Genomic DNA, 22,876 nt, shown 5'->3' on the forward strand with positions numbered 1-22,876 from the left:
TCCACCTATGTCTCACCACCCTAATTGAAATTCATTCTCAATAATAAATAAAAATTAAATCATGAAATTTGCTCAATCACTTGACGAATAGCACTCCATGAATGTTTGACGAAATAAATCGGTTTTTTTTGTTTTTTTGCTTTCTCTTTAATGACTTTTGCCATATTGTGATTAATAAAATCCGTAATAACTAATACAAACCCAATATGTTCGGGTATTTCTCGCTTCACCATATTGCTTTTACGGCCATCTAAATGAATTACTTCATTAAATCCTTCTCCCGCTAAACGATCTGTAATATGCTTTAACCTGTCTCCTCCTACAACCATAACTGATGACATGTTTGTTCCCTCCCAATTAATTATTCATTTAATGATTTGCCAACAACTTGTATTCTTTACTATATACACAGTTTAATTGAGAATGATTCTCTTTGTCAATGTTTAATTGATAAAAATTCTCAATTAAAATGAAAGTCTACCACCTTTCTTATAAGTTAGTTGAATTTTGACCATACTATAGCTATCACATACAAAGGAGGGTTAACGTTGGAACAAAACATTCTTTGTGAAGTAAATAACTGTCACTTTTGGAAAAATGGAAATCACTGCAGCGCAGAAGAAATTTACGTGGTAAGTCATAGCGGAAAACATGCAGCAAGCAGTTATGAAACAGACTGTAAAACGTTCAAGCCAACTGAAGCGTAACCCGCAAAAGGACAGCCTCTGGGTTGTCTTTTTTCTCTCTTCAAGATCATAAAAAAGGAGACTACTATGAAAACTGAACAACTGATTCATTTTTTTAAAGAAGAAGCAATAAAAGCAAATGAACAAACCTTTCCAATCTATGTACAATCGTTTACTCATTTATGGACATATAAATGGGGAACACTTGAAAACATTCCAGAAGAAATTGATGACTTAATTACCACACGTGCGTTAGAACTTGGACTTATTCACTTAAAAAAAGCTGACTAATCAATAAGAAAATTAGTCAGCTTTTGTATTTATAGATCATCAAATCCATTCGCATCTGATGCTTTTGTATATTGTCTTGATTTCTGTTCAAAGAAATCTGTTTTCCCTAAATCTACCTCTTGATAAGCAATAATCCAACGAAGAGGATTTTCAATCGGTGCTTCTGGGAAAGCAGCTCGGCCGAAGCCTAATTGATTACAGCGTTTATTAGCCATGTATTCAATATACTGCTGCAGTTCTTTCATCGTGATGCCGTCGAATTTTTCTCCAATAACAGATTCCGCCCATTCAATTTCAAGACGAGCTGCCTCTTGGAACGTTTCAACTACAAACGTTTCTAGCTCCTCCGTACGATAAGCTGGATTTTCATTTAGTACTTCCTTGAAAATCTTTTCAAATAACCCAACGTGAAGCTGTTCATCACGATTGATATAGTTAATCATCGTAGATGTCGCCACCATCTTTTGATTTCTCGCAAGATTATAGAAAAAAGCAAATCCGCTATAGAAGAAAAGGCCTTCTAAAATAACATCATATACCATAGACTTCAAAAAGTTTTCAACCGTTGCTTCTTCGCTAAATGCTTTATATCCGTTTGTAATAAAGTCATTTCGAGCGCGAAGCTTTTCGTCTGTGCGCCAGTATTCAAATACTTCATCTTGTTTTCCTTTTGGTACAAGACTTGATAAAACATATGAATACGAATGATTATGAACCACTTCTTGCTGCGCTAAAATAATCATTAGAGCATTAATCGAAGAATCGGTTACATAGTCAGCTACTTTGCTAGCATAATCTGATTGAATACTGTCCAGTAGCGCCAGCAAGCCAATAATTTTCAAAAAGCTCTCTTGTTCGTCAGCCGTTAACTGAGGGAACTGCTTAATATCTTGACCCATATTAATTTCAAACGGCGTCCAAAAGTTAGCTAGCATACGTTTGTATTTAGGGAACGCCCATAAAAATCGGACGTCATCCCAGTTTAGAATATTTGAGCTCTTGCCGTTAATGATTCCTGTCGAACGGTTCGGAGCTGTTTCGTTCATTAATTCTCGTTTTAACATGCTTGTCATCAATTATTCACTCCTTTTAACTATGACAGCTTTCACATTCTTCAATGACTTCACTTGATGTTGAACGTACGTAGTAGGTCGTTTTTAACTTTTCTTTCCATGCCGTCATATGAAGATCCAGCAGCTCTTTTGCTCGGATATCATTTTGCACATATAAGTTGAATGAAATGGATTGATCAATATGGCGCTGGCGCTTGGCGTTTTGCTTAATGCTCCAGTGCTGATCAATTAAATAAACGGACTTATAATACCAGTTTGTTGCTGGTGATAAATCTGGTGCCGTCACCGGGATTTTATAGTTTTTCTTTTCCTCTGAATAAAACTTACGGAAAATCGGATCAATACTTGCAGTAGAACCCGCGATAATAGATGTTGATGAATTAGGTGCTACAGCCATTAAGTAGCCATTTCTTATCCCATTGCTTTGAACTTCGTTACGCAGTTCACTCCACGCTTCGCTTGTGTATTTACGTGTTTCAAAATAAGCGCCTGACTCAAAATCTGAGCCTTTAAATAATGGATATGCACCTTTTTCTTTAGCTAAGTTCATGCTTGCCTGTACGGTTAAGTAAGCAATTTGCTCGTACAATTCATCGCAATATGCTACCGCTTCATCTGTTTCCCATGCTATTTTCTTTAAGGCAAGCAGATGGTTCCAACCAAATGTGCCAAGTCCTACTGCGCGGTACTTTTGGTTTGTTAGTTTTGCTTGAAGTACTGGCAAATCATTTAACTCAATAACGTTATCAAGCATGCGTACTTGAATTGGAATTAAACGTTCAAGCACATCTTCAGTTACGGCTCTCGCTAAGTTGATAGAAGAAAGATTACATACAACAAAATCGCCCGGATTCTTTGTAATAATAATTTTTCCGTCTTCTGTAATTTCCTCTGTTACGACCGTTGTGCTTTGATTTTGCGTAATTTCTGTACATAAGTTGCTGCAGTAGATCATGCCCTCGTGGCGGTTTTGATTAGCTCGGTTAACCGTATCACGATAAAACATATAAGGCGTTCCGGTTTCAAGCTGGGAAAGCATAATGCGCTTGAAGATTTCAATAGCTGGTACTGTTTCTCTTGAAAGCTGTTCATTATTTACACACTCAGCGTAACGAGTGCGGAACGAACCGCTGCCTTCTTCTTCATCATAAAAATCTTCTAACGAGTAGCCCATCAGCGTACGAACTTCGTGAGGATCGAATAAGTGCCAGTCTTCACGTGCCTCTACTTTTTCCATAAACAAATCTGGCAAACATACGCCAGTGAATAAATCATGCGTGCGCTGACGTTCGTCACCATTGTTCAAACGCGCGTCTAAGAATGAAAAGATGTCTTTGTGCCATACGTCTAAATATACGGCAATAGCTCCTTGTCGTTGACCTAGCTGATCGACACTTACAGCCGTATTATTTAGCTGTTTCATCCATGGAATTGTTCCTGATGATACGCCTTTAAAACCTTTTATATCACTTCCTCGGCTTCTAATATGACCGAGGTAGACACCAATTCCGCCTCCATTTTTACTAAGCGTGGCCAAATCTGTATTGCTATCATAAATACCGCGTAAGCTGTCATCAATCGTATCAATAAAGCAGCTAGATAGCTGTCCGTAGCTCTTTCCTGCGTTTGAAAGTGTTGGTGTGGCAACCGTCATATATAGACTAGAAAGCGCCCAATACGCTTCTTTTACTAATGCTGTTCGATTTTCTTTCTTTTCTTGAGACATCAGCGTCATAGCAATGATAAGAAAACGTTCTTGCGGTAATTCGTATACGCGCTTATCATGTGATGTCGCTAAATAGCGATCTGCTAATGTCAACAATCCAATGTATGTAAATAAACGATCGCGTTCAGGAATAATGACTGAAGCAATTTCATTAATTTCTTCTTCTGTATATGTTTTTAATAGCTGCTTATTATAAATGCCGATTTTTGTTAGTTCTTGAATAAGCTGATAAAACGAACCGTACTTCTCTTTTTTATCGTAACCTCGGTTGTCCGCTGCTTTTCGATATAGTTCGTTTAAGTAGACGTCTGCCGCTACGTATGTCCAATCGGGTTCTTCCATTGAAATACGCTCTAAGGCTGCCAAAATTAGGACGTTTGCAACCTTTTCGTCCGTCATATTTTCCTTTACTGTAACAGTTTGAATAACCTTTTCCTCATACAAAGAAAAATCAAGCTGCGTAAATTCTTTTTTTAAACGTTCAATATATGCAGTTAATTCATGTAGAATTGTAGGCTTTAATGTATTCACCATAAATATGGCTCCTCTCTTCACTTCAAAATAAAAAATCGCTCACCGTACCTCGGTGAGCGAATAGAACGAAGATAGAAGAAGACACTAAGTCTTTTCTCAATCCTCGCTCTACCCTCTCACCTCCCGAAGAAGATAAAACGACATAAAAAAGGCAGGTCTCCTGACTTATGCTTCTTTTTACTTTAAGGCCTTCCCATGATGTTTACTCACAGTGGATTTCCTTATTTCATCAGCATTCACAGTTGCGGGGACAGCTTTGGATTTTCACCAAATTCCCTTTTAAGTCTTTTTATCAGACACCTTTTTCACTGGAAAACACAAAATATAGTATTTTATTATGGATTTCAAAACAACATATTGTGTTATGTTATAAACACATTATATAGGACAACTTAGAAAACTATCAACCTATTTTCAAAAATAATTTTGTTTTTTACGATAAAACTCTTCGACTTTTTTCATCAAACTATTCCATCATAACATGTTTTGACACGCTTGATGGAACAATGTGCTCTTTTTAAAAAATTTGTCCTATTTTTCTACTAAACATTGACAACCTCAATAAAAAAAACCGTTTTTCATCAAAAAACGGTTGTTAATTATTTGTATTCTTTTTCAAATGCTGTGATTGTTTTGATAAACTCTTTATCAATATCGTATCCTATCCCCGGTTTTCCCTTCACCTTTATTACTCCAGCTTCTACCTCTACTTCGGGCTTAATAATATCTTTTTCCCAATAGCGAGACGACGCAGAAATATCACCTGGTATCGTGAAAGAAGGCAGTGTGGCAAGGGCAATGTTATGAGCTCGTGAAATCCCTGCTTCTAACATTCCTCCAACCCAAAGTTTTACACCATGCTGGGCGCATAAATTATGAATTTGCTTTGCTACGGACATTCCGCCAACTCGCCCGATTTTCACATTGATAATCTTACAGCTTTCTTGTTCGATTGCATGACGTGCATCTTCATAGCTCACAATACTTTCATCTAAGCAAATCGGCGTCTTTATTTGCTTTTGTAACAATCGATGATCAAGGATATCATCAGAACTTAACGGCTGTTCGATCATCATTAAATTCAATTCATCTAGTTTCTTCAATGAATCCCTATCGCTTAACGTATAAGCTGAATTGGCATCAGCCATAAGAGGAATGCTTGGAAATTCATCTCGAATTTGTTTCAGTAGCTCATAGTCAGCACCCGGCTTAATTTTCACTTTAAAGCGCTTATAGCCATCTTTCATGTAAGTCTTTATTTGTTCTTTCATTACGGAAATGTCATTTAAGCCAACTACCACTCCAGCTTCTACAGCAGGCCTTACTCCGCCAATTACTTCAGATAACGGCTTATTTTGCCGCTTTGCATACAAATCCCATACAGCACAGTCCAAAGCTGCTTTAGCCATGTTATTTCGCTTTAGAGGTTTGAATAGCTTTTGAACATCCTCTGGTTTTTGAAGCTGCTTATGAAGAAGCGAGGGAATTAAAAAATCGTCTAACATATGAAAACACGTCTGAATCGTTTCTTCCGTATACCAAGGAGATGAAAAAGCAACGACTTCTCCCCACCCTGTAAATCCTTGTTCATCTTCTACTTCAAGCAAAATCAATTCTCGATCCTGCACCGTACCATAGCTTGTTGAAAAAGGAGAAAGAAGCTTCATGTCAATTTTATAAAGATGTACTTTTTTTATAATCATCGATTAGCTCCCTTTCTGTATGAACGATGATAGCTTCCGGCGTATGATTTTATTAGAAGCCGTTCGCGGCAGCTCCTCTACTCGAACGAAATACTTTGGAAGTTTGTACTTTGCTAAAAATTGTTGAATGTGTAAAGATAATTCTTCATCTGAAACGTCTTCGTTTACAACAACACATGCAGCTGGCACTTGTCCCCATTTTTCATCAGCTACTCCCGTTACACCGGCCTCTTTAACAGCGGGATGCTTCAACAAAACATTTTCAATTTCAGCTGGATATACATTTTCTCCACCTGAAATAATAAGGTCTGAACGTCTGTCTAACACATATAGAAAGCCTTCTTCATCCACTTTCCCGATATCTCCTGTATAGAACCAGCCTTGTTGAATTGCTTTTTGAGTAGCCTCAGGTTTATTTAGGTATCCTTTTGTAACATTTGGACCTTTAACAATGATTTCTCCTGCTTCGCTGGTCTCATTTCCTTTTTCATCTACAATTTTCATTGCACATGGAAATAATGGTTTACCTGCTGATCCCAGTTTTCGCAAACTGTCTTCAGGTGAAAGCGTAACGAACTGTGAAGATGTTTCTGTCATTCCATACGTTTGATAAACAGGAATTTCTTTATTCACACAAGCCTCTAAAATAGTAAGCGGTGCAGGTCCTCCTCCTAAAAGCATACAGCGAAACGTATTTGGATACTTGCGTTCAGCTAATTCATCAAGCATATTGGACAGCATAGAAGTAACAACCGAAATAATCGTTACCCCTTTGTTTTCAATGGCTTCATTTACTGCTCTTACTTCAAACCGTTCTTCTAAAATGATTTTCATTCCGTAAAAGACGCTCCGCATTAAAATAGATAAGCCACTAATATGAAACAAAGGAACTGCTATAAGCCAGCAGTCTTTTTCATTTAATCCTAAATTAAGCGCTGAGCCAACGGAACTCCACCAGTGATTTCCATATGTCTGCAGCACTCCTTTTGGATGACCTGTTGTTCCAGACGTATACATAATGGTGAATGTGTCCTCGAGATTCCACGTTTTTTGAAAACCTGTTTCTGCTTCTGGAGAACTTTTTAAAGCAGGTAAAGTAAGCTGAGTAATGGAACTTTGGAATTCTCTAATTAAAAATGTTTCATCCGCAATAAGCAACGACACGTTTGCATCTGTTAGCTGATAATTAATTTCTTCGTTTGTCAAACGCGTGTTGACGAGCAGCAACCGGGCGCCAATATAAGAAATCGCATGTAAAATCTCGATAAACTCCACTCTATTTTTCATGTATAAAGCAATGGTATCACCTTGCTTTACACCGTTAAACGAAAGCTGCTGTGCTACTTTTTGAACACGTTTATGAAGCTCTTGAAACGTAAGAGACGTTTGCGGTGTTTCTACCGCCACTCGATTTGGCGTCAAATATGCTCTTTGCATAAGCCCATTAGGAATCGTTTGGCTACTCATGAATTTCTCTCCTTTTTATACTGATTAACTAAATTAAATTGAAAAAACAGCCTGATGATAATCACCAAGCTGTTTCAGCTGTTTAAGGGAAACGTGGGAACTGTTGGAAGTCTGGATTGCGTTTTTCCTTAAATGCATCGCGACCTTCTTTTGCCTCATCGGTTGTGTAATAAAGAAGCGTTGCGTCACCCGCAAATTGCTGGATACCAGCTAAGCCATCCGTATCAGCATTAAATGCTGCTTTTAAGAAACGAAGAGCGGTTGGACTTTTTTCTAACATCTCTTCACACCATTGAATTGTTTCAGCTTCAAGCTGTTCTAATGGAACGACCGTGTTTACTAATCCCATGTCTAGTGCTTCTTGAGCGTTGTACTGACGGCATAAGAACCAGATCTCACGCGCTTTCTTATGACCTACGATGCGAGCTAAGTAACCAGAGCCATATCCTGCATCGAAGCTTCCCACTTTAGGACCTGTTTGTCCAAAGACTGCGTTATCCGCTGCAATTGTTAAGTCACATACAACATGAAGAACGTGGCCTCCGCCAATTGCATAGCCTGATACCATCGCAACAACCGGCTTTGGAATTACGCGAATTAAACGCTGTAAATCCAGAACGTTTAGACGTGGAATTTCATCTTCTCCTACATAGCCGCCGTGGCCGCGAACTTTTTGGTCTCCGCCTGAGCAAAATGCTTTATCTCCAGCACCTGCTAATACAATTACTCCAATACTTGCATCGTCACGAGCATAAGCAAATGCATCGATCAATTCCATTACCGTTTTTGGACGGAATGCATTGTGAACTTCCGGACGGTTAATCGTAATTTTAGCGATTCCGTTATATGTTTCGTATAAAATGTCTTCATACTGACGTGCTGATGTCCATTCAACTGTCATCTTTATTTCCTCCTAATTATGTAGTAGCTAAGAACTCACTTACTATTCTACCAAAAATCTCGGGTTGTTCCACGTGAATTGCATGGCCTGTCCCTAAAATAATTCTAGAAGTAGCATTTGGTATTAATGTTTGCATTTCTTTGGAAATTAAACAAAACTTTTGATCTACTTCTCCTGTAATAAGCAAAACCGGCATCAACAGATCGTCCAGCTTCTCCCAAAGGGACGGCTGGACTCCTGTTCCCATTCCTTTCAAACTGTTGGAAAGGCCGATTCCTGTATGCGAAAGTCTTTCTTTACGCACCGCTTCTTGAACATGACTAGGCAATTGCTTTTGAGAACTAAAAAGAGGAATTCCCTCCCAAAAGTTCACAAATTCTTCAATTCCATTTTTCATAATGCGGCTCGCCAGCTGTTCATCTTTTTCTTTTCTTAGCTTTTGTTCTTCTCGCGTTTTTAAACCAGGCGATGCGCTTTCTAATACCAACTTTTTCACATGGTGTGGATATCGCTGGGCAAATGAAAGAGCAAGCCTTCCTCCCATCGAATATCCAATTACATTCACCTGTGATAAAGATAGCTGTTGAAGAAGCTCATGCAGTGCTTCAACAACTGCTTCCATTGAATATGGTTTGATTTCTTTGGGAGCTGCTGATTGGCCATGACCAATAATATCAACAGCAATTACCTGATAGTCTTTAGCGAATTTCTTCATAAAGGTACGCCAAGTTTGAGAAGAGCCGGTAAAGCCGTGAAGCAGAAGCAGCGGCTCTCCTTTTCCCTCGGTGTGCACATAGTAAGATACACCACTTAATTGATACATCATTGCCTATTCCTCACCGTTTGACAAATTTATTTCCTCGGAAACAAGTTTCCACAAACTGCGATGAGTCTCTACATTTTCTGTACGAGTTGTACGAATCTCTACAACATGCAAACCGCCTTTTGTGAAAGCATGGTTCATTGCATGTCGAAATTCTTCCCAGCTGCTTGCTGAAGAAAATGTGCCATCATACAGACGAGTGGCATGCTCAAAGTTTAATCCAGTTGGCGTACCGAATAGAAATTCAAAGTGCTTTTCTTGTTTTGACTGCGGTAAAAATGAAAAAATTCCTCCGCCGTCATTGTTAACTAGCACAACGGTTAAATTTAAATTATGCATTTTAGCTGCCAGTAGACCATTTAAATCGTGATAAAACGATAAGTCACCAATAAATAAAACGGTGTGATCGTAAGCCGTGCTTACGCCTAGAGCAGACGAAACTACACCATCAATTCCATTTGCGCCCCGATTTACAAAGAGTGGAATATCTTTTTCCGTATTTAAGAAGAAAGAATCAATATCTCGAACAGGCATTGAATTTCCAGCAAACAAAGCCGTGCCTTCAGGTACTACATCAACAATTTCTTGAACTACTTGTCCTTCGAACCATTCCTGGCCGGAAGTTAATGTTCTCAGAGCCTGTGCAGTTTGAGCATTAATCTTTTTCCACAGACTCAGCCATGAAGTAGACTCCTCTTGATTCGCTGAAAGACGCTTGATCAGTTCTTCACAAAATAATGTCTCATCAGCTTCAATCATCACTGTCGAACGTAAAGTAGGGTCTCTCCAGCCTTTACCTTGGTCAACTACAAACATTTCTGTCGGCTCGTGGGCTTTCAAAAATTGCAATAGCGGTTTCGATACCGGCATCGCGCCAAAACGAATGACAACTTCCGGATAAAAACGCTCATCAACCTTATCACTTTTTAAAAATGTATCATATGTCTCTATTACATTTTCTTTTGAATGCTTGCCGCTTCTTAATTGTGATAACGGATCTGCGATCACTGGAAAGCTTAAAGATTCAGCTAAACGGCATACGCTGTCTGCTGCTTTTAAAGACATTTGATCTCCGCATATAATAAGTCCTTTTGTTGTTCCCTCTAAGCGCTTCGCAATTTCTTCGAAACCTTTTTCAGATAGAGATGCTTCTCCATGAATAGCAAACACATATGATTTATCGCGTTTCCCTTGACTCCATAAATCTTCAATAGATAAATCTGGTACAATCGGTTCACGTAAAGGTACGTTAATGTGTACAGGACCGCTCGGTATAGCTTGAGCTGTATGAACAGCCCTTGAAGCTACTGTTCGAATATAACGATTCATATCTGCACTTTCTTCTGGTAAAGCTGTATCTACAAACCACTTCGCATATTGACCGAAAAGATGATTCTGATTAATGGCCTGCGGGGCACCTATATCCCTTAACTCATGCGGCCGATCCGCTGTGATAACTACTAAAGGAATGCGTGAATAGTGAGCTTCAATTACTGCAGGATAATAATTCGCTGCAGCTGTTCCAGATGTACATACAAGCACCACTGGTTTTTTCTTTGCTTTTGCTATTCCTAGAGCAAAAAAGCCGGCGGAACGCTCATCAATATTTAAGTGCACATGAATATCAGGGTGCTCAGCCATAAGCATCGCAATAGGCGTTGAACGTGACCCTGGACTRACCACTACTTCTTCAACATTTGCTTCTACTAATTCATCCACGAATGACGCAATATACGTTGTTAATGATTTAATGTGTTCCACGCATAATCCCTCCTAAAGCTGAAAGCATCGGGTTGAATTTAATTCTTGTTTCTTCATATTCACTTTCAGGCGTAGAATCTGCTACAATTCCACAGCCCGCAAATAAAACGGCTTCTTGCTGCTGAATAACAGCGGAGCGGATTCCTACTATAAATTCACCGTTTCCGTTGATATCCATCCATCCTAAAGGAGCTGCATACCACCCTCGGTCAAAGGATTCTAGCTGTCGAATAATAGGCAAGGCCTCCTGTTGAGGATATCCTCCTAGCGCTGGTGTTGGATGGAGCTTTTGAATAAATGAAAATAGCGTTACATCTTCCTTTATACGCCCTTTAACAGGTGTATACAAATGTTGAATATGCTTTGTTTTATATAAACTTGGCGTACTTGGAATTTCTACTTCATAACAATAAGAATTCATCGCTTCTTTAATCATATGAACAACAACATCGTGTTCAATTAAGTTCTTGGGATCTTGAAGCAATTCCTCACCTAGTTCATGATCTTCCTGCCTTGTCTTTCCTCTTGGAATCGAACCCGCTAAACATGTGGAAAACACATAATCTCCTTGTTTTTGCACTAGCCTTTCTGGGGAAGCGCCGATAAAATGCTGATGCTCTCCCTCTAAAATATATGTGTAGCTAGTTGGCTGTTCCTTTAACAGACGCTGAAGCACGTATTCAGTAGAAATATCTTCATTAAATTTTACTTTTAATTGACGAGCAAGAACTACTTTCTCTATAGCCTCTTGCTTAATTAAAGTAGTAGCTCTTTCAATATTTCCTTTAAATTTCTCTACCCCAATTTCCTCTTTTCCCAACAGCAAAGGTGAAATATGGGATTCCCCGTCGTACTCTTCACAAAGAACAAGTTTTTGGACCTCTTCGAAATAATTGATGTGCTTTTTAACAGAATCTTGTCCTTTAACCATCATATTAACGGTAAGGTATCCTTCTTTGTCTGCCTGAGTATATAACACAGTTGGAATCATAAATTTTGAACTCGGGAAATCACTCCAATAGTTTTCTCGATACTGATTTGGGTCAAATGAAAATCCTCCAAATAAAAGAGGACCTGTCCCATCAGGGGAAATTTGGTTATTTTTATAAAAGTCTTCTTTTATAAAGCGCTTCCATTCATTTTCAATGTGGAAATAACGTTCTTTTGCCGCATTGGTGCAAATAGTATGCGCATATCCTAATCCAACAAATGTATAATAACTGTTGGGATCTTTCCAAAAAAAGCGTTCTTTATAAAACTGGTCATGTCCGTTCGCATAAAAAATAAGGGGGTCAATAGGTCTTACTTTTTTCACTAAACTGACCAATTTTGGCTGATTTTCATTTTTTGCACACTCAATCGCATCTTTAATGTATTCTTGTACTAACTGTTCGGTCGTTGCAATCACACTACGTCCCCCCGTTCATCTTTTTTTCTTAAGTCTGTAACTAACTTATTATAAACTTTCAGTTCAAAAAAATCTAGCATCGCGATTCACGAGAAAAAATTAATTTCGCTTGTCTAAATTATGCCTTTTCATTAAATGAATCAAAAATCTTTATGATCTATTCAGTACTCTTTAGACCTCGAGAACATTATTTTTATCATACCCTTTTCTATAACCTTTAACTTTCTTTAATTTTCCACTCCTTTTCTCTCTTAGCTTCATGAATATCCCAAATACTCCTAACATGAATCGTGTTTTTTTGAATTTTTAACACATACTACAAAAGCACAATAAATTTTTAAGGGGGAGCTTCATGACACTTTCAAAACAAGAAATCAGTCAGTTAAAACAAAATTTACAGCAGCAGCAGGCTGATATTCAATCGCACTTTGATCAAAATGATCATTTTGGTCTAACTCGAAGCGACGCTCACGATGCTGTAGGAGAACTTTCAAGCTACGATAACCACCCTGGTGACACAGCCACGGAAACATACGAGCGTGAAAAAGACCTTGCACTAAATGAACATGCAAAACAAGAGCTACATGAAATAGAAGAAGCACTTCAGGCAATCGCTCACAGCACGTATGGAACGTGCAAAGTATGTGGGGAAGATATCTCGTTTGAAAGACTTCAGGCTGTACCAACTACTTTATACTGTAGAGAACATAGCCCATCACAGGATATTCCAAAGCACAGACCTGTAGAAGAAAATGTTCTCCATCACCCATTTGGTCAATACGACTATGACGATACCGAAACAACAGGATATGACGCAGAAGATTCTTGGCAAGACGTTGCGCGTTACGGGACGTCTGAATCTCCTTCTGATTTTATAGAAGATACGTCTAACTATAGTGAAACCTATATTGAGGCAGATGAAGCTATTGGGTACGTTGAAGATTATGAAAACTTTGCCGCTACCGATTTATATGGACAGCCTCTTCCTATTTACCCTTCAAAAGAGCATGAGCGATATGAAAATGCACTGGATGAAGAAGGTACGATGACCATATTTGGAGATTTACCAGCCTATGAGAAAGATCCATACACTGAAAAGGAGTAGTTCTTCATACTACTCTTTTTTCTATTTTTAGTAGGAGCTATAGGAGATGACATCGAATGAATAGGAGATTAGAATTAATAATGAGGTGAAAATGATGAATGCACATGAAATTGATTACAAATTGTATGGAGATGACATGCAGTTTGTTGAAATTGAATTAGATCCTTCAGAAAGTGTTATAGCAGAAGCTGGAGGAATGATGATGATGGAAGATGATATTGAGATGGAAACCATTTTTGGTGACGGTTCTTCCTCCAACAGCAGCGGGCTGTTTAATAAACTCAAAGGAGCTGGGAAACGCGTATTAACTGGTGAAAGTTTATTTATGACGGTATATACAAATAACGGATATCACAAACGAAAAGTATCTTTCGCTTCACCTTTTCCAGGCAAGATTATTCCTGTCGATTTAGAGCAGCTCGATCATAAAATCATTTGTCAAAAGAGCTCCTTTTTATGCGCTGCCAAAGGCGTATCCGTTGGCATTGATTTTCAAAAAAAACTAGGAACGGGCTTCYTTGGCGGTGAAGGTTTTATTATGCAAAAATTAGAAGGTAATGGCTTGGCATTTTTGCATGCAGGCGGAACCATTCATAAAAGACAGCTGCAGCCGGGTGAACGCCTTCGTGTGGATACTGGATGTTTAGTAGCCATGACCCGTGATGTAAACTACAACATCGAATATGTAGGGAAAATTAAAACAGCTCTGTTTGGAGGGGAAGGCATGTTTTTTGCTACTCTGTCAGGACCGGGAACAGTTTGGATTCAATCTCTTCCTTTTAGCAGACTAGCCGATCGCGTTTTATCAAGTGCAGTTTCCCCAACGGGAGGTAAAGGTGAAGGCAGTATCCTTGGTTCTTTAGGTGATTTCTTAAACGGTGACAACAGATAAAATAAAAAAGGTGTAGTCTTTGACTACACCTTTTCTATTTATTGATTTAATAAATTTTTAGTGGAATGAATTCCCCAAATATCAGATGCATATTCCTCAATCGTTCGATCACTAGAAAAAAAGCCGGAGTGTGCAATGTTCGTCGCACTCATTTGAAGCCATTTATTTTCATTTCTATAAGCTTCGTTTACTTTTTGCTGTGCCGTAACGTATGAGTCAAAGTCACGGAGTACATAGTATTCATCATTTTGCATTAATAATGAATCATATATAGGCTCGAATAAGTCATATGTGTCAGGCAGGAAGCCGTTGGTAAGCTGCTCGAGCACTTGTCGAATCCGCTTATCATGATGGTAGTAATCATAGGCACGGTATCCTCCATTTTGCTGATAGCTCAATACTTCTTCGGCTTTTAATCCAAAAATAAAGACATTATCTTTTCCTACTGCCTCGCTAATTTCGACGTTCGCTCCGTCCATCGTGCCAAGAGTTAACGCTCCGTTCATCATGAATTTCATATTTCCCGTTCCCGAAGCTTCTTTGCTGGCGGTTGAAATCTGTTCACTGACATCCGCTGCAGGAAAGATATACTCAGCAAGTGACACACGATAGTTTTCTAAAAAAACGACTTTTAAAAACGGTGATGTTTGTGGATCATTATTGACAACATCAGCTACAGAGTTAATTAGCTTGATGACTTTTTTTGCATAATAATAGCCGGGAGAAGCTTTCGCACCAAAAATAAATGTACGAGGAACGATTTGAAAATTAGGGTCTTCTTTTAATCGATTGTACAAATACATAATGTGCAGCACATTTAAAAGCTGCCTTTTGTAAGCATGAAGCCTTTTAACCTGTACATCAAAAATAGAATTAGAATCTATTTTAATTCCCGTTTGCTCTTGAATAATATCCGCAAGCAGCTTTTTACGCTGTTGTTTTACTGTTTTTAGTCCTTGTAAAAAACTTGGATCTTCCACGTACTCTTGGAGCTTTATAAGAGAATGCGGCTGTTTAATCCATTTATCTCCTATCACCTCGGTAATAAGGGAGGAAAGCTGTGGGTTAGCTTTTAACAACCAGCGCCGGTGGGTAATTCCGTTCGTTTTATTGTTAAATTTAGCAGGATAAAACTGATAAAAATCTTTCATTTCTCGTTCTTTTAAAATATCAGTATGAATCTTTGCCACACCGTTTACTTTATAACTTCCCACAATTGCTAAATGAGCCATCTTTACTAACCCGTGCGCTAAAATAGCCATATTTTCAATCCGCTGCCAGTCCCCTGGATATGATTCCCATAATTCTTTACAAAAGCGCTCATTAATTTCTTCAATAATCATATACACGCGTGGAAGCAAGGGTTGAAATAAATCAATCGGCCATTTCTCAAGGGCTTCAGAAAGAGTCGTATGATTTGTGTATGATATGGTATTGGACGTAATATGCCATGCATCTTCCCATTCCATTTTTTCTTCATCCAGTAAAATTCTCATTAGCTCAGGAATCGCAAGTACAGGATGAGTATCGTTAATATGAATGGCTACTTTTTCGTGAAAGTTTGTAAGTGTTTGATAGGTATTTCGATGTGCTCTGATAATACTTTGTAAGCTAGCTGATACAAGAAAATATTGCTGTTTCAATCTTAATATTTTACCATCTTCATGTGTATCATCTGGATATAAAAATTCTGATACAGCCTCTGTTTGACGCTTATACTCCATCACATCTTTATGTACTGGAAATGATGAAGGCTCCGCATTCCAAAGGCGAAGTGTATTCACTGTATCTGTTTTATACCCGATAACCGGGATGTCATAAGGAACAGCAGAGACGGGTTCTCCTTTTACATGACGAAAAGAGAATTTTTCGTCTTCCTGTACCATTTCAACTTCGCCCCAAAAGTTCACTTCTATGGCTTGATCTAATTTACGTACTTCCCATGAATTCCCATGCCTTAACCACTGTTCTGGGAGCTCAATTTGAAAGCCGTTTACAATCTTTTGATCAAACAAACCGTGTTTATAGCGAATCCCATAACCGTGGCCAGGAAGATTAAGTGAAGCAAGAGAATCTAAAAAACAAGCAGCAAGCCTGCCTAATCCGCCGTTTCCTAATCCTGCGTCTACTTCTATCTCTTCAATATTTTCAAGTGAAATATTCAGATCACTTAATCCTTCTTTTACAACTTCCCGAATTCCTAAGTTCAACAGATTTTGACCCAATAGTCTGCCTAGTAAAAATTCGATAGAAAGATAATACACTTGCTTTGTATGTGAAGACCTATGAATTTCATTGGTTGAAATCCAATCGCTGCTAATATACTCTCGCACCATATTTCCTAATGTATGATAGTGATCTTGAACAGTAGATTCTTTAAAGCTCTTTCCATATGTCATTTCCAGCTTTTTCAAAAAAGCCTCTTGAAAGCTTTTTTTATCAGAGAACAATCTGCTCACCCTTTCACGATGGAGTAGATGTCAAATTTGAATACAATTGATTATATTTAAATGCCGATTGCCCCCAGCTATAATCCTGACTCATAGCATCCATCATTAATTTTTTCCATACATCTTTCTGGTGATAAAATGAAACAGCTCTTTCTAACGTATGAAGCATGTCATGAGCATTATAATTCTTAAAAGAGAAGCCATTTCCCTCTCCGCTATATTCATTATAAGCTTTGACCGTGTCATTCAGGCCGCCCGTTTCACGCACGACTGGAATGGTTCCATATTTTAAGGCTATTAATTGTCCGAGTCCGCAAGGCTCAAAACGGGAAGGCATTAAAAATAAATCCGTACCAGCATAGACTTTATGAGCAAGTTCCTCATTAAAACCAATAATAGCTTTTACTTGTTGCGGGTACGTATCTTCCATCTCACGGAAAAACTGCTCAAACTCGTATTCTCCAGTTCCTAAAATAACAATTTGGGCTCCTAAGTTAACCGTCTCATGGAAAACGTGCTTAACTAAATCCAATCCCTTCTGCTGAGTTAACCTTGTAACCATCGAAATAATTGGAACATCCTTATTTTCTTCTAATTCAAGATAGCGCTGGAGCTCTTTTTTATTTTTATATTTTCCTTCAATCTTTTCTACCGAATAAGGATAAGATATAAGCTGATCTGCGTCTGGGCTATAAGCTTCTTCATCGATTCCATTTACAATCCCAATTAAATCTTGATTTCGCTGACGCAATAATCCATCTAAACTTTCTCCGTAATATGGCATTTGAATTTCATCTCGATATGTAGGACTTACCGTGGTAATTTTATCAGCTGATACAAGCGCAGCTTTCATAAAATTAATATTCCCATAAAACTCGAGCTGGCTTGTAGTAAAATAATATTCATTTAAATTTAATAACTCATATAAATTGCTCTTAGGGAAGATTCCTTGGAATTGTAAGTTATGAATCGTAAAGACCGTCTGAATATGATCATACATATCATAATTAGCACGAAGTAAAAATGGAATCATAGCCGTATGCCAGTCGTGACAATGAATAATATCAGGCTCATTCTCTAAAAATGGGATAGCTTCAAGCACAGCTCTGCTGAAAAAAGCAAATCGTTCAGCGTCATCATAGTGTCCATATAAGCTATCTCTTTTAAAATAATATTCATTATCAATGAAAATATATTTAACGCCATCCATCGTTAACGATTCAATTCCGCAGTACTGTCTTCTCCACCCAACCTGCACATGAATAACTTTTTCAAGCACCATTTCATCTTGATAATGTTGAGGAATCGTTCCGTACTTTGGCATGACTACACATACGTTCGTTCCTAACTTTTTTAATTCTTTAGGCAGGGCACCAGCTACGTCTGCTAATCCTCCTGTTTTAATAAAAGGTACACATTCTGATACAGCAAATAATACATTCACGACTTCATCAACGCTCCTTGAGTTGTTCCTTTAGCAATGACTCTAGGTAATCCTGACTCACCTAGCAACGTTTCATTACTTCCTATTTTCACATCTTTGTCTAAAACAACATTTTCTAATACACTATTTTCTAAAATAACGCCTTTTTGCATCACAATGCTATTCTTAACGACCGTACCTTTTCCAATTTTAACGCCTCGGAAGATAATACTATTTTCCACATGCCCTTCAATCACGCACCCGTTTGCGATCATTGAATTTTTCACAACCGCTTTTTTTGCGTAACGAGTAGGCGGTTCATCTTTTACTTTAGTGAAAACAGGACGTTCGTTAATAAATAGCTGCTTCCAAACATCTGGAGATAAAATTTCCATACTTGTTTTATAGTAGGCATCTAAGCTAGAAATCTCAGCCGTATATCCATGGTGCTCATACTTTTCTACACGATGAGATTGTGCCATATATCGAACCATTTCTTTAATCGTATAAAAATCATGGGATTCATTTTGCAAAATATTAACTAGAATAGATTTATTAATAATATACATATTAAGCGATTTATCACCCTGCTTCATTTCAGTAATATCTGCATTTGAAGCAATATGACGTTGCAACACGTGCTCAAAGTCAACTGTACATATCGTATAACTATTCGCAATTAATACGTATTCCTGCTTACTTCTTAAGAAATAATCAATATGATAACGGAACTGCGTGAATAGTGATGGACTTTCTAAGTGTAAATCACTTGTCATAGGAGGGAAGATAAACAATCCATCTCGCTTCCGATCCAAATCCCACTCTTTTCCTGAACCTATATGATCCATCAATGCGCGATAGCGATCACGAGGAAAAATGGCAACGCTCGAAATTCCAGAGTTTACCATATTAGAAAGCGTAAAATCGATTAATCGATAGCGTCCTGCAAAAGGAATGGCAGCAATCGATCTATAAAAGGTTAAAGGCTGTAGCGCTGTTGTGTTTGTACAAGCATCAATAATACCAAGCATTTGATTATTCAATGTCGTTCATCCTCTCTGTTCGTTAAATGCATTTAGCAACTGATTCAATCAATTCTTGAGTAACAAGAATTACTTCTTCGCTTCCTTTGGTCGGTCGAATAATAGTACCGTCTGGAACTTCAATATCCGATGGGACAATAGCGTTTTCAATATATACGTTAGAACCTATCTTTGCAGTAGGCATGACAACCGTTTTCTTGACCTCAGAACCTGAGCCGATTTGTACACCTGGAAATAACACGGACTGCTCTACGTTTCCTTCAACAACGCACCCTTCATTTACTAATGACTCCACCACGCAGGCGTTTGGCGCGATATATTGAGGAGGCTGATTAGGGTTAACAGAGTATACTTTCCATGAAGAGTCAAATAAATTAAGCTCGTCTTTATCACATAACAAATCCATATTCGCTTCCCACAAGCTTTTTACAGTTCCTACATCTTTCCAATAACCTTGGAATGGGTATGCAATTAGCTTTTTCTTTTCGTCTAGTAAAAGCGGAATAACATCTTTACCAAAATCATGGCTTGAATATGGATTGCGTGCATCCATTTCTAAATATTCTTTTAAAATACTCCATTTAAAAATATAAATCCCCATGGAAGCTAGATTGTTTTTAGGACGCTGAGGCTTTTCATCGAACTCCATTACGTCTAGGTCACTATTTGTATTTAAAATACCAAAACGGCTCGCTTCCTCCCAAGGTACTTCAATAACAGAAATCGTTACGTCTGCTTCTTTGTTTATATGATAATCAAGCATATTTTCATAGTTCATTTTATAAATGTGATCACCTGATAGAATCAGTACGTACTCAGGATCATATTGTGTTAAATAGTTTAAATTTTCATAAATAGCACTAGCCGTCCCTTTATACCACTTTACTCCATCTGACTCCGCGTATGGAGGCAATACCGTGACGCCACCATTCCGTCGGTCCAAATCCCAAGCGCTTCCAATTCCAATGTATGAATTAAGAACTAACGGTTGATATTGTGTTAATACACCTACTGTTTCAATACCTGAATTTGTACAATTACTTAAAGCAAAATCAATAATTCGATACTTACCACCAAATGGTACAGCTGGCTTTGCTAGATTTTTTGTAAGTGAACTTAGCCGACTACCTTTTCCTCCTGCCAATAACATCGCTACGCATTTCTTTTTTAACATGTTGTTTTCTCTCCCCTCGTTTTCTCTTTGCTCGTAGTATACTAATGCCAAACGGCGGAATATTCATTTCAATGCAAAAAGGTTGGCCGTGAAACGATTCATCCACTGATTTTAATGCCTTTTTATTTACAATACCTGAACCGCCGTACACTTCGTCATCACTGTTAATAACTTCAATGTACTCTGTCTCAACTGGAACTCCAACTTTGTAAGAATGATATGGATGCTCAGAAAAATTGCTAACAACTATAAAAATCTCCTGATTTTCTTTCGACTTACGAATAAAAGAGAAAATTTGTTGATGATGGTTGTTAACATCAATCCATTCAAATCCATCTGGATTATGGTCTAATTCATATAAAGGCTTGCTTCTCTTATAAATCTTGATGAGATCCTTCATATATCCGTTAAGATTGCGATGCATATCAAAATCATAAAGCATCCAATCCAACTCCTCTAAATCTTTCCACTCATCAAATTGGCCAAACTCTCCGCCCATAAATAAAAGCTTTTTCCCAGGGTGTGCAAAGAAATATCCATATAGCAGTCGAAGCTGTGCAAACTTGCGCCAGTAATCACCTGGCATTTTATTAAGTAATGATTTTTTCCCATGTACGACTTCATCATGAGAAAGCGGCAAAATAAAGTTTTCGTTAAACGCATACATTAGTGAAAAGGTCATTTTATCGTGAAGATAGGGACGTCTTTCCACGCCAGCTTCCATGTATGTTAAAACGTCATTCATCCATCCCATGTTCCACTTATAATTAAAGCCTAAACCACCCTCATACGTAGGTGCTGTAACAAGCGGCCAGTCCGTTGAATCTTCTGCCATCATTAATATCGTTTCATCAGATTCAAAAACAGCTTCATTCAACTTTTTCAAAAAGCTGACAGCTCCATCATTCACTGCTTTTCCAGAAGAATTTTGCCAATAAAGCATATTGGCTACAGCATCTACTCTAAATCCATCTATATGGAAGTACTCCAACCAAAACAAAGCGTTCGAAATCAGAAAACTTTGGACTTCAGGCTTTCCTAAATCGAAATTAGCTGTTCCCCAAACGTAATTTTCACGATCGGGCTCTTGTTTGTATTCATAAGTAGGTTCTCCATCGAACATATACAGACCATGTTCATCCTTACAAAAATGCCCGGGTACCCAGTCTAAAAGAACCCCTATATTGTTTTGATGACACTCATCTATAAAGTTCATCAACTCTTTAGGTGTACCGTATCGACTGGTAGCAGAATAGTATCCAATTCCTTGATATCCCCAGGATCGGTCGAGCGGATGCTCAATGACTGGTAATAACTCAATATGTGTAAAACCTTGTTCAGCAATATAAGGAATAAGCTCCTGTGCTAATTCACTATATGTATAAAGGCTGCCATCTTCATGAGTCCTCCAAGACCCTGCATGCAGCTCGTAAATACACAGTGGTCTTTCATATATATTTTGCTGTTTTTTCTTTCTACGCCAATATTGATCGTTCCATTTGTACCCATCTAATGAGTAAACAATAGACGCAGTGTTCGGACGCACTTCACTGAAGAAAGCGTATGGATCTGCTTTTAATTTTTTTTGATTGCTTTGTGTGATGATTTCATATTTATAAATAGTCCCTTGTTCTAACTCAGGGATAAATGTCATCCAAATACCTTGTTCATTAACTTTAACCATTGAATGTTGAAAACCGTTCCATTTATTAAAATCACCTACAACGCTTACACTCTTTGCATGAGGTGCCCACACGCAAAATCGTACGCCTTCAATTCCTTCTACCGTTACCTGATGCGCACCGAAAATAGAGTAACTGCGAAATAAGTTTCCTTCGTGATACAAATGAACATCAAATTCAGTAGGCTGAACCGCTAGATTCACTTTTGCCACCCCTTTAACTTCAAACATAATATACGCACATAATATACGCTTCTTACCACTCATTCCCTTTTACAGTAAAAACATAAACCTTTTCTACAAATATAATAGAATAAATGTTCTTTTAAATTGCTCTTTATCCCATACTCTTCATACTTTATTACTTTATGAATAATTCCATATGACATAGGGAAAATCCTGCTTAAAACTTACTTTTTATTCTGAAAATTCATGGTAATTATTCCTAACTATTATTTCTGTTTACTTAATCTTTAAAAAAGCGCAAATAAAAAAGGTTTGCATATATGCAAACCTTTTTGAGATGACCCGTACGGGATTCGAACCCGTGTTACCGCCGTGAAAGGGCGGTGTCTTAACCGCTTGACCAACGGGCCATATTTGAATTTAAAACGACTGGCGGAGAAGGAGGGATTTGAACCCTCGCGCCGCTTACACGACCTACACCCTTAGCAGGGGCGCCTCTTCAGCCACTTGAGTACTTCTCCGTATGGCTCCACAGGTAGGACTCGAACC

General features: G+C 38.1%; 18 protein-coding genes, 2 tRNA genes and 1 riboswitch. Of the genes, 4 read left to right on the top strand and 16 right to left on the bottom strand.

What is annotated here, in order from left to right; genetic code table 11:
* Nucleotides 1-59: 59 nt before the first annotated feature.
* The gene (locus AC1DRF_RS00765) at nt 60-341 is read right to left on the bottom strand and encodes a DUF2325 domain-containing protein (protein WP_043975879.1); all 282 of its coding nucleotides are present in this window, start codon (nt 339-341) and stop codon (nt 60-62) included.
* A 207-nt stretch (nt 342-548) separates the two neighbouring features.
* Between AC1DRF_RS00765 and AC1DRF_RS00770 the strand changes: the two genes are divergently transcribed.
* Together AC1DRF_RS00770 and AC1DRF_RS00775 are read left to right on the top strand one after the other, a co-directional pair.
* The gene (locus tag AC1DRF_RS00770) at nt 549-707 is read left to right on the top strand and encodes a DUF1540 domain-containing protein (protein WP_013059558.1); all 159 of its coding nucleotides are present in this window, start codon (nt 549-551) and stop codon (nt 705-707) included.
* Nucleotides 708-773: 66 nt separating this feature from the next.
* The gene (locus AC1DRF_RS00775; RefSeq protein WP_013059559.1) at nt 774-977 is read left to right on the top strand and encodes a hypothetical protein; all 204 of its coding nucleotides are present in this window, start codon (nt 774-776) and stop codon (nt 975-977) included.
* Between the two features lie 29 nt (nt 978-1,006).
* Here AC1DRF_RS00775 and AC1DRF_RS00780 read toward each other — a convergent pair whose 3' ends face one another.
* From AC1DRF_RS00780 to AC1DRF_RS00815, 8 genes are all read right to left on the bottom strand, one after another.
* On the bottom strand, nt 1,007-2,050 hold the full coding sequence (locus AC1DRF_RS00780) for a ribonucleotide-diphosphate reductase subunit beta (RefSeq protein ID WP_477740237.1): 1,044 nt from the start codon (nt 2,048-2,050) through the stop codon (nt 1,007-1,009).
* Between the two features lie 16 nt (nt 2,051-2,066).
* Entirely contained in the window at nt 2,067-4,310 is a 2,244-nt protein-coding gene (locus AC1DRF_RS00785) for a ribonucleoside-diphosphate reductase subunit alpha (RefSeq protein ID WP_016765778.1), read from the bottom strand.
* Nucleotides 4,311-4,443: 133 nt separating this feature from the next.
* Nucleotides 4,444-4,629: riboswitch (cobalamin riboswitch) on the bottom strand.
* Nucleotides 4,630-4,909: 280 nt separating this feature from the next.
* On the bottom strand, nt 4,910-6,013 hold the full coding sequence (gene menC / locus AC1DRF_RS00790; RefSeq protein ID WP_427075369.1) for an o-succinylbenzoate synthase: 1,104 nt from the start codon (nt 6,011-6,013) through the stop codon (nt 4,910-4,912).
* 3 nt (nt 6,014-6,016) lie between these two features.
* On the bottom strand, nt 6,017-7,480 hold the full coding sequence (locus AC1DRF_RS00795; protein ID WP_477740238.1) for an o-succinylbenzoate--CoA ligase: 1,464 nt from the start codon (nt 7,478-7,480) through the stop codon (nt 6,017-6,019).
* Nucleotides 7,481-7,562: 82 nt separating this feature from the next.
* Nucleotides 7,563-8,381, bottom strand: coding sequence for a 1,4-dihydroxy-2-naphthoyl-CoA synthase (gene menB / locus AC1DRF_RS00800; RefSeq protein WP_013059564.1), 819 nt, complete (start codon nt 8,379-8,381; stop codon nt 7,563-7,565).
* 16 nt (nt 8,382-8,397) lie between these two features.
* The gene (gene menH, locus AC1DRF_RS00805) at nt 8,398-9,207 is read right to left on the bottom strand and encodes a 2-succinyl-6-hydroxy-2,4-cyclohexadiene-1-carboxylate synthase (RefSeq protein ID WP_477740239.1); all 810 of its coding nucleotides are present in this window, start codon (nt 9,205-9,207) and stop codon (nt 8,398-8,400) included.
* A 3-nt stretch (nt 9,208-9,210) separates the two neighbouring features.
* Nucleotides 9,211-10,965, bottom strand: coding sequence for a 2-succinyl-5-enolpyruvyl-6-hydroxy-3-cyclohexene-1-carboxylic-acid synthase (menD, locus tag AC1DRF_RS00810; RefSeq protein WP_477740240.1), 1,755 nt, complete (start codon nt 10,963-10,965; stop codon nt 9,211-9,213).
* The gene (locus AC1DRF_RS00815; RefSeq protein ID WP_477740241.1) at nt 10,952-12,373 is read right to left on the bottom strand and encodes an isochorismate synthase; all 1,422 of its coding nucleotides are present in this window, start codon (nt 12,371-12,373) and stop codon (nt 10,952-10,954) included. The genes menD and AC1DRF_RS00815 overlap by 14 nt, the downstream gene beginning before the upstream one ends.
* 352 nt (nt 12,374-12,725) lie before the next feature.
* Between AC1DRF_RS00815 and AC1DRF_RS00820 the strand changes: the two genes are divergently transcribed.
* Together AC1DRF_RS00820 and AC1DRF_RS00825 are read left to right on the top strand one after the other, a co-directional pair.
* Nucleotides 12,726-13,478: a TraR/DksA C4-type zinc finger protein gene (locus AC1DRF_RS00820; protein ID WP_097824722.1), complete on the top strand. Its 753-nt coding sequence runs from the start codon at nt 12,726-12,728 to the stop codon at nt 13,476-13,478.
* Nucleotides 13,479-13,572: 94 nt separating this feature from the next.
* Nucleotides 13,573-14,370: a TIGR00266 family protein gene (locus tag AC1DRF_RS00825; protein WP_477740242.1), complete on the top strand. Its 798-nt coding sequence runs from the start codon at nt 13,573-13,575 to the stop codon at nt 14,368-14,370.
* Between the two features lie 38 nt (nt 14,371-14,408).
* Here the strand turns inward: AC1DRF_RS00825 and AC1DRF_RS00830 are convergent, their stop codons facing one another.
* The 7 genes from AC1DRF_RS00830 to AC1DRF_RS00860 all read right to left on the bottom strand — a co-directional run bounded on the left by AC1DRF_RS00830 (nt 14,409) and on the right by AC1DRF_RS00860 (nt 22,848).
* On the bottom strand, nt 14,409-16,820 hold the full coding sequence (locus AC1DRF_RS00830; RefSeq protein ID WP_016765785.1) for a glycogen/starch/alpha-glucan phosphorylase: 2,412 nt from the start codon (nt 16,818-16,820) through the stop codon (nt 14,409-14,411).
* Between the two features lie 13 nt (nt 16,821-16,833).
* The gene (gene glgA, locus AC1DRF_RS00835) at nt 16,834-18,264 is read right to left on the bottom strand and encodes a glycogen synthase GlgA (protein ID WP_097824723.1); all 1,431 of its coding nucleotides are present in this window, start codon (nt 18,262-18,264) and stop codon (nt 16,834-16,836) included.
* Entirely contained in the window at nt 18,261-19,286 is a 1,026-nt protein-coding gene (locus tag AC1DRF_RS00840; RefSeq protein ID WP_025750736.1) for a glucose-1-phosphate adenylyltransferase family protein, read from the bottom strand. The genes glgA and AC1DRF_RS00840 overlap by 4 nt, the downstream gene beginning before the upstream one ends.
* 22 nt (nt 19,287-19,308) lie before the next feature.
* Nucleotides 19,309-20,460: a glucose-1-phosphate adenylyltransferase gene (locus tag AC1DRF_RS00845; RefSeq protein ID WP_016765788.1), complete on the bottom strand. Its 1,152-nt coding sequence runs from the start codon at nt 20,458-20,460 to the stop codon at nt 19,309-19,311.
* Nucleotides 20,411-22,372, bottom strand: a complete 1,962-nt coding sequence (gene glgB / locus AC1DRF_RS00850; protein WP_043975848.1) for a 1,4-alpha-glucan branching protein GlgB — start codon at nt 22,370-22,372, stop codon at nt 20,411-20,413. Before glgB ends, AC1DRF_RS00845 begins: the two co-directional genes overlap by 50 nt.
* 293 nt (nt 22,373-22,665) lie before the next feature.
* Nucleotides 22,666-22,737, bottom strand: a tRNA-Glu gene (locus AC1DRF_RS00855).
* A 20-nt stretch (nt 22,738-22,757) separates the two neighbouring features.
* Nucleotides 22,758-22,848: transfer RNA gene (locus AC1DRF_RS00860), tRNA-Ser, on the bottom strand.
* Nucleotides 22,849-22,876: the final 28 nt, after the last annotated feature.

The organism is Priestia sp. P5_B4 (assembly GCF_056400385.1).

Excerpts from the sequence above, each read along its gene's own strand:
- AC1DRF_RS00785 (WP_016765778.1), bottom strand. The coding sequence starts at position 4,310 with ATGGTGAATACATTAAAGCCTACAATTCTACATGAATTAACTGCATAT.
- menH (WP_477740239.1), bottom strand. The coding sequence starts at position 9,207 with ATGATGTATCAATTAAGTGGTGTATCTTACTATGTGCACACCGAGGGA.
- menB (WP_013059564.1), bottom strand. The coding sequence starts at position 8,381 with ATGACAGTTGAATGGACATCAGCACGTCAGTATGAAGACATTTTATAC.
- AC1DRF_RS00780 (WP_477740237.1), bottom strand. The coding sequence starts at position 2,050 with ATGACAAGCATGTTAAAACGAGAATTAATGAACGAAACAGCTCCGAAC.
- glgB (WP_043975848.1), bottom strand. The coding sequence starts at position 22,372 with ATGTTTGAAGTTAAAGGGGTGGCAAAAGTGAATCTAGCGGTTCAGCCT.
- menC (WP_427075369.1), bottom strand. The coding sequence starts at position 6,013 with ATGATTATAAAAAAAGTACATCTTTATAAAATTGACATGAAGCTTCTT.
- AC1DRF_RS00795 (WP_477740238.1), bottom strand. The coding sequence starts at position 7,480 with ATGAGTAGCCAAACGATTCCTAATGGGCTTATGCAAAGAGCATATTTG.
- AC1DRF_RS00765 (WP_043975879.1), bottom strand. The coding sequence starts at position 341 with ATGTCATCAGTTATGGTTGTAGGAGGAGACAGGTTAAAGCATATTACA.
- AC1DRF_RS00775 (WP_013059559.1), top strand. The coding sequence starts at position 774 with ATGAAAACTGAACAACTGATTCATTTTTTTAAAGAAGAAGCAATAAAA.
- AC1DRF_RS00845 (WP_016765788.1), bottom strand. The coding sequence starts at position 20,460 with ATGTTAAAAAAGAAATGCGTAGCGATGTTATTGGCAGGAGGAAAAGGT.
- AC1DRF_RS00820 (WP_097824722.1), top strand. The coding sequence starts at position 12,726 with ATGACACTTTCAAAACAAGAAATCAGTCAGTTAAAACAAAATTTACAG.